Origin of the sequence: Terribacillus halophilus, from assembly GCF_900162685.1 — a bacterium.
Taxonomy (GTDB): Bacteria; Bacillota; Bacilli; order Bacillales; family Amphibacillaceae; genus Terribacillus; species Terribacillus halophilus_A.
The window spans coordinates 331703-345553 of sequence record NZ_LT727828.1 but is presented as its reverse complement, the minus strand read 5'-3'; the positions used below and the strand labels follow the sequence as shown (position 1 = coordinate 345553).

Annotated in this window: 16 protein-coding genes; 6 read left to right on the top strand and 10 right to left on the bottom strand. The window is 42.7% G+C overall.

Features of this window, described 5'->3' with window-relative positions:
• Window positions 1–39: 39 nt before the first annotated feature.
• On the top strand, window positions 40–909 hold the full coding sequence (locus B1K52_RS06515) for a helix-turn-helix transcriptional regulator (protein ID WP_077306517.1): 870 nt from the start codon (window positions 40–42) through the stop codon (window positions 907–909).
• 27 nt (window positions 910–936) lie between these two features.
• Here B1K52_RS06515 and B1K52_RS17685 read toward each other — a convergent pair whose 3' ends face one another.
• The 3 genes from B1K52_RS17685 to B1K52_RS06500 form a co-directional block, all read right to left on the bottom strand.
• A complete protein-coding gene (locus B1K52_RS17685) occupies window positions 937–1086 on the bottom strand; it encodes a sortase family protein (RefSeq protein WP_179106486.1) in 150 nt (49 codons plus the stop codon).
• 96 nt (window positions 1087–1182) lie between these two features.
• On the bottom strand, window positions 1183–2052 hold the full coding sequence (locus B1K52_RS06505; RefSeq protein WP_077306515.1) for an EamA family transporter: 870 nt from the start codon (window positions 2050–2052) through the stop codon (window positions 1183–1185).
• Between the two features lie 63 nt (window positions 2053–2115).
• Complete coding sequence (locus tag B1K52_RS06500; RefSeq protein ID WP_256855854.1) at window positions 2116–2745, bottom strand: DUF2306 domain-containing protein; 630 nt, start codon at window positions 2743–2745, stop codon at window positions 2116–2118.
• A 90-nt stretch (window positions 2746–2835) separates the two neighbouring features.
• On the opposite strand from B1K52_RS06500, the gene B1K52_RS06495 reads away from it, so the two are divergent.
• Genes B1K52_RS06495 through B1K52_RS17680 form a run of 3 tightly spaced genes read left to right on the top strand, consistent with a single transcriptional unit; the run spans window position 2836 to window position 4208 of the window.
• Window positions 2836–3588 (top strand): glycosyl hydrolase family 18 protein, encoded by a 753-nt coding sequence (locus B1K52_RS06495; protein ID WP_077306513.1) that lies wholly within the window; start codon window positions 2836–2838, stop codon window positions 3586–3588.
• Between the two features lie 57 nt (window positions 3589–3645).
• Window positions 3646–3915, top strand: coding sequence for a hypothetical protein (locus B1K52_RS06490; protein ID WP_077306511.1), 270 nt, complete (start codon window positions 3646–3648; stop codon window positions 3913–3915).
• A 5-nt stretch (window positions 3916–3920) separates the two neighbouring features.
• Window positions 3921–4208: a hypothetical protein gene (locus B1K52_RS17680; protein ID WP_143588847.1), complete on the top strand. Its 288-nt coding sequence runs from the start codon at window positions 3921–3923 to the stop codon at window positions 4206–4208.
• 57 nt (window positions 4209–4265) lie between these two features.
• Here the strand turns inward: B1K52_RS17680 and B1K52_RS06485 are convergent, their stop codons facing one another.
• The 4 genes from B1K52_RS06485 to B1K52_RS06470 all read right to left on the bottom strand — a co-directional run bounded on the left by B1K52_RS06485 (window position 4266) and on the right by B1K52_RS06470 (window position 9905).
• Entirely contained in the window at window positions 4266–5324 is a 1059-nt protein-coding gene (locus B1K52_RS06485; protein ID WP_077306509.1) for a hypothetical protein, read from the bottom strand.
• Between the two features lie 84 nt (window positions 5325–5408).
• Window positions 5409–5768 carry a VOC family protein gene (locus B1K52_RS06480; protein ID WP_077306507.1) on the bottom strand — a complete coding sequence of 120 codons (360 nt, stop codon included), beginning with the start codon at window positions 5766–5768 and terminating at the stop codon, window positions 5409–5411.
• A gap of 77 nt (window positions 5769–5845) precedes the next feature.
• Window positions 5846–7477, bottom strand: coding sequence for an alkaline phosphatase (locus B1K52_RS06475; RefSeq protein ID WP_077306504.1), 1632 nt, complete (start codon window positions 7475–7477; stop codon window positions 5846–5848).
• A gap of 442 nt (window positions 7478–7919) precedes the next feature.
• Window positions 7920–9905: a methyl-accepting chemotaxis protein gene (locus tag B1K52_RS06470; protein WP_077306502.1), complete on the bottom strand. Its 1986-nt coding sequence runs from the start codon at window positions 9903–9905 to the stop codon at window positions 7920–7922.
• Window positions 9906–10323: 418 nt separating this feature from the next.
• Here B1K52_RS06470 and ahpC point away from each other — a divergent pair, with 418 nt between their 5' ends.
• Entirely contained in the window at window positions 10324–10887 is a 564-nt protein-coding gene (ahpC, locus tag B1K52_RS06465; RefSeq protein WP_077306500.1) for an alkyl hydroperoxide reductase subunit C, read from the top strand.
• Window positions 10888–10903: 16 nt separating this feature from the next.
• Window positions 10904–12433, top strand: a complete 1530-nt coding sequence (gene ahpF, locus B1K52_RS06460) for an alkyl hydroperoxide reductase subunit F (RefSeq protein WP_077306498.1) — start codon at window positions 10904–10906, stop codon at window positions 12431–12433.
• 57 nt (window positions 12434–12490) lie between these two features.
• On the opposite strand, the gene B1K52_RS18100 is transcribed toward ahpF, so the two are convergent.
• From B1K52_RS18100 to B1K52_RS06450, 3 genes are all read right to left on the bottom strand, one after another.
• Window positions 12491–12661, bottom strand: a complete 171-nt coding sequence (locus B1K52_RS18100; RefSeq protein WP_218668038.1) for a hypothetical protein — start codon at window positions 12659–12661, stop codon at window positions 12491–12493.
• A 72-nt stretch (window positions 12662–12733) separates the two neighbouring features.
• A complete protein-coding gene (locus tag B1K52_RS06455) occupies window positions 12734–13681 on the bottom strand; it encodes a 5-oxoprolinase subunit C family protein (protein WP_077306496.1) in 948 nt (315 codons plus the stop codon).
• The gene (locus tag B1K52_RS06450; RefSeq protein WP_179106485.1) at window positions 13674–13850 is read right to left on the bottom strand and encodes a LamB/YcsF family protein; all 177 of its coding nucleotides are present in this window, start codon (window positions 13848–13850) and stop codon (window positions 13674–13676) included. The genes B1K52_RS06455 and B1K52_RS06450 overlap by 8 nt, the downstream gene beginning before the upstream one ends.
• Window position 13851: the final 1 nt, after the last annotated feature.

Here is a 13851-nt window from a genome sequence, read left to right as displayed (position 1 = left end):
CTTTTATTTTCATTATTTCAACCAAAAGGTGGCGCTATTATGTTGAATTCTTCCTTCTTATCCATGCTTACGCCTCCCCTTCCTTATTTCTTAGAAGGAAACCTAACTACCTTCCGCAAAGGACAGCGGCATCCTGCCCGGAAACAGCTCGGTTTCTTTGATGTGCTAGTCGTTAAAGAAGGCAGACTATTTATTGGAGAAGAGACAGAGCGCTGGCAGGTAGGTGCCGGAGAAGCACTCATTTTGGAGCCAGCCAAGTTCCATTACCCCACTGCCGCCTGTGAAGAAGATACCGCATTTTATTGGCTGCACATGCAAACTCCCGCAATATGGAGGGAACAGGAAGCTTGCGAACCAATCCAAACAGACCAGAACATCTCATTCCTTCATTACCACACGAGCAACACGACCGTTCATTTACCAAAACACCAGCGTATTTCACATCCAGAAGAACTGTATCAGACCATCCAGCACTTGTTACAATCAACAATTCAAGCACGTTCCTTTGCCTTTTGGGAAACACAGCAGCTATTTCTGCAAGTGTTACAGCACCTATCTTACTCGCCAACACCACAGCACGCTTCCCTGCAGCTGGCGGAACGGGTAGAAATGTATATAAAACAACACTACATGGAGCACATCACCAATACGACGCTTGCTTCACACTTCCATGTCCACGAAAACTATTTAGCAAGATGCATGAAGCAAGCATATCATTGCACCCCGCTCACCTACTTAGCAGCTTACCGGTTGCATCAAGCACGCTTGTTATTGCTGAAAACTGATTGGCCGCTACAGAAGATTGCTGAGGAAGTTGAATTCTCGAGACAAGGATATTTCTCTACCTGCTTTAAACAGGCGTACGGCATGGCACCGAGTGACTATCGAAAGAACATGCTGCAAAAGTAAGGATTTGCAGCTAACGACATTATGCGCTTATTCAACCTTCGTCAGCTTCCCACGCACCACGAATCTGCCATCTTCCACGTCAAGCAACTCATTACATGTAGATAATGTAATAATGTTATCTTCTTTCGCTACTTGCACATCCGTCGGTATACTGGATTTCTCTTTTATCTCTTCCACAAAACGCTAATAATCTTCATCACTCTCAAAATCTGTTTCTATGTAATTGAAGTCCGTCGTTGTGACGTAAACCGAGAAAAACTCTACTTTATTGTTTTAAACCTCGCTTTTTCGGGATGAAAAGGCGATTAAGATAATCCCAGCTAAGAGAAGTGCGATTCCTACCCAAGAAAGAATAGTTAATTCCTCGCCAACTAGCACCACGCCTAACACAGCAGCGGTAAGCGGTTCTGCTAACGAAAGGGTAACAGCAGAAGATGCAGGCACCTTCTTGAGTCCGCTCGAAAACAAAAAATAAGCAATCGCAGTCGTAATGAGTCCTAAATGCAAACTCACCGCTATTCCACTAGGTTGCAGGATCCAATTCATATCAAAGAGGAATAGAAACGGAACGAGAAAAACTCCTCCAAGGATAAAGATAACAGCGGTTGCTTCAAGCGAGCTTCTGTTTTGAACAATCTTGCTGCTCAGCAGTGTATAGCCAGCAAATGCTAATCCCGCTCCCAGCGCCAGCATGATACCAACTGGCTGTATAGTTACAGAATCACCGGTCAAAAACAGCAGCAAACAACCAAAGATGGATAATAATGTAGCCGCCCACCATACTGTCGCAGGCCGCTTCTTTAAGAATATTGCTTCTAAGAGTCCTGACAAAATTGGCGCGCTGCCAATACCAATCACCGTACCAACCGCCACACCTGTCTGCTGCACCGCCGAAAAGAACAGCGGCTGATAACATGCCATGCAAAAAGCAGCCAGCAGCGTCAGCTTGACTGGCCAACCTTTACGATTAAATTGTCCGAATAGCAGCAAAACCACCAGCAGACAAATACCACCTATCGCCAGTCTCGAGGCACCAACTGCAATTGGGTGGGCAGCAGCTGGCGCAAAAGTCTGAGCCGTTCCGGTAGTTCCCCACAACATCGCAGCAAGCAAAACAAGTAACGGAGCCAGTCTAGTTAACATATGCATCCCCCTTCCTTTTCTTTTCTCCATCTTTATTTATATCAAACTATTATTCTAAACACATTAAGCTTCTTTCTTCCTCGTCCGTAAATAGATAATGCCCTCTGCTATCGTTAGATTCAGTACAATAGAGCCGTAAACCCCGATTGTATAACTTAGTGTATAATCCATTCCTGATTTATACAGCACGTCAGAAATCAAATGAATAAAGAGATTCGTAAAACAAAACAAATAACTCCGGATCATCCAGCTTTGATGTTTCTCCAGCCTGCCTTTCCTGGCATGGACAATTGCAGCAATAATCATAAGCGGCCAAAAGAGATTCACCATATTGAAGGGAATGCTAACCAGCTTGCCGCCCGTAGCATAAGGAGCCAAGTAACCTGACGTTAACGATACAAGCATGACAGAAATAGCGTACACATAACCGTTGATACGGTGAAACTTTCGCTGATGCCACGCCAATCCTCTGGAGAAGTTGACTGCTCCGCTCACTGTTGCCAGACAGGCGACAAACACATGGATATACATCATATCGAGCCAAAGAGGCAGATGGAAAGAATCGCGTAAATCTAGTTTCTGTTCAAGGAAAAAGGCAGCGCGATGATCCAAAATGTAATTATCTGCGAACGTATAGAGAATATAACTGCCAATAAATAAGAGCAGCAATTTGTATAAGTTCTTTGTAGACATATCGTTCTCCTTTATTGAATAGTTGCATCAATAGGCTTTTTTAGCTGAAAGCGTGGTAAAATTACCTCCTACAAACGCAGGAGGAAAAAGATGAAAAAGATAGCAGTCATCGCAATCATTATATTAATAGCAGCAGGCAGCATTGTTTTCTCACAAGGAAAATACAAAGTACAGGCCGAGGAAAAAGTCATTCTTGGTTACACCACGCCCGATAGTACATCCTTTCAGTCTATCAGGAACTATCACAACTACCTCAACGCAATAGCTCTGGATACATATGCATTTAACATGCAGGGAAAACTGACTGGAGAAACACCACAGGAACAGGTGGACTATGCGAAAAAGCATGATATAGATACGTATGCTGTCATCTCCAATTTCGGCAAAACAGACTTTGACCCAGACTTAGCTCGTGCCGTCATGTCTGATAAACATGCAAAGGAACATTTCATTGCGCAACTAGCATCCTTGGCTGAAGAACATAATCTGACTGGTATCAACATTGATTTTGAATCCATTTATCCAGAAGATCGAGACCTTTACACCATCCTGATAAAAGAAACTGCACAAACACTTCACAAAGGTAATAGAAAAACAATGGTATCTGTTCCAGCTAAAACTGTCGATGATGCAGCCAATGATTGGACATGGCCGTACGACTACAAAAAGATTGGTAAATATGCAGACTATGTACAAGTCATGACATATGATGAGCATGGAACTTGGAGTGAGCCCGGCTCTTCGGCAAGTGAGAACTGGGTGAAAGATACACTAACTTTTTCAACCGCAGAAATGGCACCCGATAAAGTGATTATGGGAATACCAGCATACGGTTATGACTAGAATCTTACCAATCCAGAACAAAATAAATTAATCGAATGGGATGCTATCCATTCTATCATGGAAGCTGAAAAAGCTGATCTGTATTCGTTAGAGAATCAGCCTCCGCACATGTCACCTATACAGAATGACAAAAAGCAAGAACACGTCATTTGGTTTGAAAATAAAGCGTCCTTAAAACGAAAAAGCGACTTAACCAATCAATACAATATTGCTGACTTATCTGTGTATGCTTTAGGACATGAATCAGACTCCTATTGGAAAGCAATTGTAGCCGGACTAAGTAAAACAGCAGGCAAAGCGCTAACTTTGCCTGCTGTTTTTGTCTAACCCGTTTGTTAAAAGTACATTTACAATTAGGTGTATTTGCGGCGAACAAAGTAGAAGGCCTAGCTTTATCTAAAATGGCAACCATTACCGTTATCGCACCTGTTATTGCTTATTTTGTCCCTTCTCAGCTGCAGTATATCAGCAGTTTTCTCCCCGCTTTTTGGGTCACCAAAGCTTATATGAGGGCAAGTGATTTTGATACCGTTTACTGGCTTTCCAGCATAACAGGGTTCGTCGTTTGCCTACTTCTCGTCGGTATCTTATGTCAGCGCTTCCGCAAGCAATTGATTTAATCCTAAACGAAATGCACCTCGCAATTCGAGGTGCATTTCAAGACATATCTTTATCTTTTATTGTTCTAACAAAAAGCTGAATTTACTCTTTTTCACTTCATCTATAAGGGATTCTAGGCGCTTCTGTTCTTTTTCTACTTTCTCCAAGTAAGTATTGTAACCATCTTTATATTCTTTCAAGTAAGCTGTATCCAAAGGTTTCTCATATTGAAATTCATTAGATTCTCCCTTGTACTCAGCAAGAGCTTTATAAAAATCATAAATCTTTTCAAAAGAATCTCGCTCATAAATAGCATTATTCCTTGCATCTTCTAATGCTTGTTTCCGATCCTGGAGACCTACAATAGCTTCCATGACCTCTAGCTTATCGAACGCTTCCTCATCAGTATTATTAATAACGACTAATCCTTCAATATTTTCACGCTTATCATAAATACTATCTGCAAGTTCAATATTCAACGTGTCGTGGATCCCAGCACTTGGTACAATACGATTTTCTAAATCCATGTACGCCCCTGAATAACCTTCATATACGCCATGATACATTGAAAGTACACTACCGTATATATCATATACTCCTTCATAGCCTTCAAAGTTCTCTTCTGTTGATGCAAAATCAGCATCAATAACATCCGGATTACGCGCACCTACAGGTTCATGAGACTGAATTTTGACGAGTTTCTCCGCAAACTCCAATTCTTCCTTCGTAACCTCATAGAATTGTTCGCCCGTGCTCTTTCCATCAAAATAAAAATCATGATGACCGTCCACTGCAATTGGATAATCTGTATCGTACACATCAGACTTATACTTTGTAAGACTCTTCACTTCAAATTTCTCTTCTGGATAGATTGTTTTCTTCCCGAAATACGCATAATCAAGCTGAGGTTCTGCCTGAAGAAAAGCAAACTCCAAATCCTCATCTTTTACAGCCCGCTTAAAATCTTGATAATGCTGTTCACTTGGAAAAAACAGCTTATATGTAATTGGCGTGACTTTTTCTTCTTCCTTTTGTACAGAGCTTTCTATCTCTGTCTTCGTATTGCTAGATTGACTGCTGCAGCCTACAATTACTAGAACAGCCAATAATATAATCGGTAAAAGAAACTTTTTCATTCATCCAACCTCTATTCCTATGTAAATAAACCTAGTGTATTGTAACACATTACCATTAGGATAGGACTTTAAACTCTAATATTGTTAGTTCCCAACCAACACAAAAACATTGTTATCTGGTGCCTGCATAACAGCAACATGACCGCCAAGCGCATTCGGGAACGGCTTTCTAATCCACTTTATATCGGTGTTCTGTGCTAAATGAGTAAAAACTGCATGTACATCATCTACGACAATTTCTGTTTCAGCAAAAGCTAGATTTGGATTATCCTTTAAGACCAATTCGGTTTCTCCGTTCGGAAACTTCATTCCTGCCAGCCGCCAGCGGTGTTCTTCATCTTGAAACGTATCCCACGCTTTGGACAATCCCATCGATTCATAGAAAGCAATTGATTGGTCGATATTTTCTGTGTAAATAGCTTGGCATTGCAGCAGCTTCCACATTTCCCACACCTCCGAATTCAAATCACCATTATTATACAATAAAACACCCTGACGTCTGTGCCAGGGTGTTTGTCTGTTTATTTTGCTTTCTTGACTATCTTCACAGCTTCCTTCGATACATAAAACTTGCCGCCGCTTTGAACTGTTACACTATCGAGTTCGTATTCACGGTCATTCACAATAGCGATATTTTTATTTACCGGGAATAAAGCTTTCTTGCGCCCTCTATCTACAACAAGCACTGGATTGGCTTCATTAGAAGTATCAATGCTTACTTCTCCCCACTTGCCAAATGCATCTTCTGCTTCCATGAACATATTACGGCTCAGCTTACCAAGCTTAAAGCCCATTGCGTCCGCTGCACTATGCGCGATATCTGTGTTCTGAATCATACCAGATGGCTTTCCAGGTCCATAGGAATAAAGGAATACATCTTCACCCGTATGTCCGCCAGTTGTAAAGCCAAGGTTCGCCCGCTGCGCAAGCAGCTCTACTAATGTGCCGCCAAGATCTTCCGCCTTGTTGATGGCTCTCTTTTCTTTTTTCGTTGGGTTGGTAATCCCGTAAAGCGCCGCTACTTCTAATTTATTTGAGCCATCCTCATTCAGCTGGGATAAAGCTCCTTCTAATGTCATCTTCGCTTCTTTCAGCGGATCCACATAAGCAGATACTGGCGTAGAGGAATAGGTGCCATCTGTATTTTTATTTCCGATAGAAATTCCGCTATTGCCATGATCAGAAACAGCTATAACCATGGTATGTTTATCTTTCTTAGCAAAATCAAGCGCCTCTTTTACTGCATCATCGAAAGCCAGCGTGTCACTAACCATACCAACAGGGTCATTCGCATGTGCTGCCCAGTCCGGCTTGCTGCCTTCTACAAAGAGGAAGAATCCATCCTTATCTTTAGACAATGTCTGGATACCTTTTTTCGTCATCTCAGCCAGTGTAGGTTCATCCGGCTGTGTTGCTTCCCTGTCCATTTCATAAGCTAGAGCAGCTGGTGCGAAAGAGCCCCAAATCTTCTTTGATCCGGAATTGAGTAAGTCATCCCGTGTTTCCACAAAGTCATACCCTTTGTTATCAATCACTTCTAATAAATTCTCGCCATCCTCACGATTGCCGCTCTCGAGTGTTTCTTTCCCGCCGCCAAGGACAACATCAATATTCTGATACACTTGCTGTTCCGCAATATTGTCGTATTGCTGGCGATGCTCCGCATGAGAAGAAAATGCTGCAGGAGTTGCATGCTGGATTTCTGATGTAGAAATAAGACCTGTTGCTTTTCCTTTCGTCTTTGCACCTTCCAGTACATTGGTTACTGGACGATAGGGATCATCGGCAAGATCCTCATCTACTCCAGGTGACGTTATCTTTTCTGGCAAGACACCGACAAACTTATCATTTGATTTGTTACCGGTGGCCATTGCTGTTCCTGCTGGTGCTGAATCCGTTATTGCCGAATCAGCTGAATATGTACGCACGCCTCCCGCAGCCATTTCATCCATTGCCAAGTCGCTTCCTTTATACCATCTTGATAAAGTTGTCGTGGAAGAGCTGACGCCGTCCTTCACAAGGACGATAACATTTTTTACCTTAGCACCTTTCTTCGCCTCTGCTTCTTCCCGATCCAGATTAGCCAAACCGAAAGATCCTACTGCCAACGTTCCCGCTAGTGTGACACCAAGTAATTTTTTGCTCAGTTTCATTCTCTTACCTCCACCCGATTATTTATGAAAAAGAAAGATTACTACAACTAGAAAGTTAGTAGAATTAGGTCGTGTACGAGGGTAATTGTAAAGGCGAAATATTAATAGGGTGTTAAGAAATCATAAAGCTATCGTTAATTAGTAGAAAGAGGTTGTTGGTAAGGAAAAGCTTGTCGAATCGTGAAGAATACTATTGTAATAGGTATTATGCAATGTTTTGGAGTCACACAATTTCACTAATATTCTATTAGCCGCTTAGTTTAATTGGGTTTTATACATGTTAGTTCAAATTACCTAATCACTTTATTATCAAGACTATATAAATATAGATATCTATAAGTTACCATATATAGTTAATGTTTCTTGAAAAAAATAGAAATCGCTCCTACGTGAGATTCAACTTCTACAAAAAAAGCGACCCTTTCTCGGGTCGCTTTTCGATTTATAATTTGAACTTCGTCAATACACCTTGCAGTTCCTCCGCCAAGTTAGACAAAGCATGAGCAGAAGCTGTGATTTCTTCCATGGAGGCAAGCTGTTCTTCTGTTGTACTTGCCATCGTCTCGGATGCCGAGGCGTTTTCCTTTGCAATTGCGGCCAGCTCTTCCGCACTAGCAGACATGTGCTGAACACTTGCTGCTATTTGCTCGGTAATGGAGGAGATATCCTCCATTTGCGGTGATATGGTGACGATACTATCCTTAATCTGGCTAAACTTAGTTGTTGTTTCTTCAGATGCTTGCAGCCCTTCTTGCACAAATTCAGCTGTATTTGCCATCACATCAACAGATTGCGATGTGTCCAATTGCATCTGCTGGATAAGACCTGTAATTTGCATAGCGGATTGCTGGGACCCCTCTGCAAGCTTACGGACTTCATCTGCCACTACTGCAAATCCTTTACCTTGTTCACCGGCTCGCGCTGCTTCAATAGCCGCATTTAATGCCAGCAGATTCGTCTGATCGGCGATACTAGCAATGACACCTGTAATACTGCCAATTTCTTTGGAGCTTGTCTCTAGTTTCTGCATTTTGACGTTTGATTCTTCCACCGAAGCGTATATTTGCTTCATTTGTTCGACTGTTCGATTGACCGAATACTCCCCGTCTTCAGCTAAATCAGCCGCTTGTTTCGTTGCATCTGAAACAGTAGTCAAGCTACTCGCTACACGGTCCATACCGATTGAAATCTCACCCACTGCGTTGGCGTTTTGTTCCACATAAGCTCGTTGTGATTCGGCGCCTTCCGCAACTTCTTGCAATGTTGCAGTGACATGCTCCGTTGCGGAAGTTGTTTGTTCGGCACTTGCCAGCAGCTCTTCAGATGATGCAGCCAGCTGACCAGAGTCTGTACCAATTTGCCGGATTAATTGGCTTAAATTATCCGTCATTATATTGAACGCTTCTCCTACTTCTGCTAATTCATCTTTCGAATTGATTTCAATACGCTCCCGCAGATCACCACCGCTTACTTGTACTGCTGTTTGTTTCAGCTTGTCCAGCGGCTTACTGATTGAACGTACTACACTAAAGATAAGGAATCCTCCTGCAAGAAGTGCCACAGCAAGTACAATTAGAGTTGTATATAAAATCGGTGCTGCCGCTTCGTCTATCTCGGTTTCAGACATCACACCTGCAACTTTCCAACCTGTTAATTCATTTGTTGTATAGATAAGTTCCTTCGTTTGGTCAGCTTGTTTGAACTGGTATTGACCGTTTTCCTGTTCATACTGCCTCGTAAGATAACCCGCGGAAGCCTCCGACCCTTTCTCTTCTGTTGGATGCACAACAACATGCTTTGCTTGATCAAGAATAGATGTATATCCTTCTTTACCAATCTGGATATTCTTCGATGTCTCTTCTAAATTACTAATTGTAATATCCATCCCAATAACACCACTGTTATCTGCAGTAGTTCGGGCGATTGTTACAACGAGGCTGTTAGTAGAAGCAGAGATATAAGGTGCCGTTATAACAACTTTTCCTGGTTGTTCTTTAGCCTGCTGATACCAAGGTCGTTCCCGCGGATCATAATCCGCTGTGAGTTCTAGATCAGGCGATTGAATCATCAATCCTGCTTCCGTACCAACATATGCAAGTTCGAGTTCTGGATGCATCTCTATATATTGGTCGAATTTCTGCCGAATTTCGGGGCTTTCTGTTCCGTCATATAGTTGTGTGCCAATTTGATCGGCAAAAGCTTCTACGGCATGGATCTTCGGCTGAATTGTTTCGTTAATCATGTTGTTAAGAACTTCTACATTGCCAGATGCGCTGCTAATCAGCTGATTAGATAATTCCTGTTTTGCACTCTGGTAAGCCAGGAACCCAATCAATATACTCGGAACTAGTAAAATAATGATAAAAGACAGAATCAACTTATTTCGAATTGTAAGACGAAAGTTTCCTCTTTCAAACATTTGTTTCATGATACTCCCCCTTGAAATCTATGCTGCTAGCCACTTGTTAACATTCTTATCGGCAGCAAAGACAACTTGTGGAGAAGAATTAGTAAAAATTATATAGAGAAATTATTCCATTACAGTCAGTTTTCCAAGATTTTATAATTCTCTTCTCAAAGAATCAGTTCCAATTGATAATAGATTTGTCGGGTAGTGAAAACAGCAACTTCAAGCTAACTCTACCTTTCACATAAATTTAACTTTCTCTTAAAACTAGCAACTAACAGCGAAATCATCGTATTTTTCATGTGACAAGCTTCACATAATTGCTTGACATTGCTTCATGATTATTCTAACCTTACTAATAAATATAAACTTAGAATGATTATGTTTAAGTAATTCTGAGTTTCTAGTTATTAATTTATTTTAGGAGGCTATTAAATTTATGTCACTTATCGGCAAAGAAGTACAACCATTCACAGCACAAGCATACAAAAACGGTGATTTCGTTGAGGTAACAGAACAGAATTTCAAAGGTAACTGGAGCGTCGTTTGCTTCTATCCTGCAGATTTCAGCTTTGTTTGCCCAACTGAACTAGAAGACCTTCAAGGTCAGTACAACGCACTTCAAGATCTAGGTGTAGAAGTATTCTCTGTATCTACTGATACACACTTCGTACATAAAGGCTGGCATGACAGCTCTGAGAAGATCGGTAAAATCACGTACGCAATGATCGGTGATCCATCTCAAGCAATCTCTCGTCAGTTCGATGTTTTAAATGAAGAATCTGGTCTTGCTGACCGCGGTACATTCATCATCGATCCAGATGGTGTTATCCAAACTGTAGAGATCAATGCAGACGGTATCGGTCGTGACGCAAGCACGCTTGTAAACAAAATCAAAGCAGCACAGTACGTACGCCAAAATCCAGGTGAAGTTTGCCCAGCGAAATGGGAAGAAGGCGGCGAAACATTAACACCTAGCTTGGACCTTGTAGGTAAAATCTAAGGAGTGCATTTGACTTATGGTACTTGATGCAACTATCAAAGCACAATTAAACCAATATATGGCGATGATGGAGAACCCAATCGTTCTTAAAGTAAGCACGGCTGCAGACGATGTTTCCAAAGAGATGCTCGCTCTAGTAGAAGAACTTGCTTCCATGTCACCTAAAATCACAATTGAAAAAGCAGAACTGACTCGCACACCAAGCTTCACTGTAAACCGTGTTGGCGAAGAGACAGGTGTTGCTTTCGCTGGTATTCCGCTTGGTCATGAGTTTACTTCACTTGTTCTGGCTCTCTTGCAAGTAAGTGGTCGTGCTCCAAAAGTTGATGAAAACTTGATCAAACAGATTAAGAACATCAAAGGGGAATTCCACTTTGAATCTTACATCAGCCTAACTTGTCACAACTGTCCAGATGTTGTACAAGCATTGAACGTGATGAGCGTGCTTAACCCGAACATCACGCATACAATGATTGACGGCGCGGCTTTCAAAGACGAAGTAGAAAGCAAAAACATAATGGCAGTTCCAACTGTTTACCTGAACGGTGAAAACTTCGGCAGCGGCCGGATGACAATGGATGAGATGCTTGCCAAAATGGGCGCTGGCGCAGATGCGTCTGAGTTCGACAACAAAGATCCGTACGATGTTCTTGTTGTCGGCGGCGGTCCAGCTGGTTCCAGCGCAGCAATCTATGCTGCCCGTAAAGGAATCCGTACTGGTATCGTAGCTGAGCGCTTCGGCGGTCAAGTATTGGATACAATGAGCATCGAGAACTTCATCACCGTTAAGGAGACAGAAGGACCGAAGCTTGTTGCAAGCCTGGAAGAGCACGTGAAAGAATACGATATTGATGTGATGAACCTACAGAAAGCAACAAAGATCGCGAAAAATGATCTATTCGAGCTTGAACTGGAAAACGGCGCTACACTGAAAAGTAAGAGTGTGATTGTTTCCACCGGTGCACGCTGGCGTAATGTCAACGTACCTGGTGAGCAAGAGTTCAAAAACAAAGGTGTCGCGTATTGCGCACACTGTGACGGTCCACTATTCGAAGGAAAAGACGTTGCTGTTATCGGCGGCGGTAACTCCGGAATCGAAGCAGCGATTGACTTAGCAGGTATCGTAAATCACGTTACTGTTCTTGAGTTCAATGCAACACTAAAAGCAGATGAGGTACTGCAAAAGCGCGCCTACAGCCTGCCAAACGTAACAATTATCACAAATGCGCAAACTACAGAAATCACTGGTGACGATAACGTTAACGGTATCTCATACCTCGAGCGCGACACAGGCGAAGAGAAACATGTTGCCTTGCAAGGCGTGTTCGTCCAAATCGGACTTGTACCAAATACAGAGTTCCTAGCGGACGTTGTAGAACGTACACCGATGGGTGAAATCATCGTTGACAAACACGGCCAATCAAACATCCCTGGCCTATTCGCAGCTGGTGACTGTACCGATTCAGCGTACAAACAGATCATCGTTTCTATGGGATCTGGTGCGACTGCATCACTTGGTGCATTTGATTATTTGATCCGTAATTAAAGCAAAAGCGTGCAGCTGCTTGTGTAGCCGCACGCTTTTTATTTATTAATTATCCACTTACATCCCTAGCATCCTTCTAACAAAGCCTTTCATGAACTGTATAAAAACCACAGCAACGCCAGCGCACATTAACAATTGAAGCGATAACAGCGTCTTATTACTCGGCTGATAATTCCGCATACCGATAAATGATAACAAAGCAACGATAGCACTTAGATTCCCCAGCATATTCTAGACTCCACCTTGAATATCCTTAATTTCACATAAAAAAAGAAGATGTCCAGAAACATCTTCCAATTGTTACATCACTATTTTCTCTAGTACGCTAACGATTTTCTCTTTCCTCAGATAAAGTGCTTGCGCCTCATCCACACTAATCTCCTCAAACCGAATAACAGCTCCTGGCGAGGCCTGCGCTAACTTCGGCATGTCCGCAGCAATCACTGTCGCAATTCGCGTATAACCACCAGTTGTCTGTCGGTCAGCCATCAAGATGATCGGCTGGCCATTGGCTGGTACTTGAATACCTCCGAGCGGAATGGCTTCTGAGATAATGTCTGCCGAGGTTTTATGTTTTAGCTCTGAACCCTTCAGGCGGTAGCCCATGCGATCTGACTGAGGTGTGATTTCATAAGCAGATGATAGGAACGTATCGAGCGCTTCTTTGGTAAACGCGTCTTGATGCGGACCAAGAATGACACGAGCCGTGATTTCCTTCTTATATACTGGAATGGCATCATAATGAAGTGACCGGCCCGCCACTGTGTGCACCTGCTCCGATCCGTACAGCATGTCTTCCTTCTCGAGCGCGCGCCCATTCAGACCGCCCAATTTTGCTTTAAGAAAGGTGGATTTGCTTCCCATGACAACCGGTAAATCAAAGCCGCCTGCCACACTTATATAAGAACGAATGCCTTCTAATGGCTGACCAAATTCAATCAGCTGCCCTTCTTTCACAGCAATACTTTTCCACATCGGTACAGGTATCCCATTTACTCGCGGAGAGAGATTCCCACCACAAATACTGATAACCGTATCCTTTAAGACTTTCAATGTCGGTCCCATCATTGTTACTTCTAGCGCCGCTTCATTTCGTTGGTTGCCAACAAGCAGGTTGGCGATTTGCAGTGAATAATCATCCATAGCACCTGCCACGACAACTCCATATTCCTGATAGCCCGTTCGGCCAAGATCCTGGAAAGTTGTCAGCAACCCAGGCTTGATTACTTGAAATAGCGGTCTACTCATGATGATTTGCCCCGAAATTTTGAATGGTAATGTTTTCTGTCTGCAACCTCTCACGGAGCTGCTGGACAAAACGCAATGCCTCCGGTTCATCTCCATGGACACATATCGTATCCGCCTGAATGGAAACGTCCGTCCCATCAACCGCCGTTACTTTTCCTTCCTGAATCATA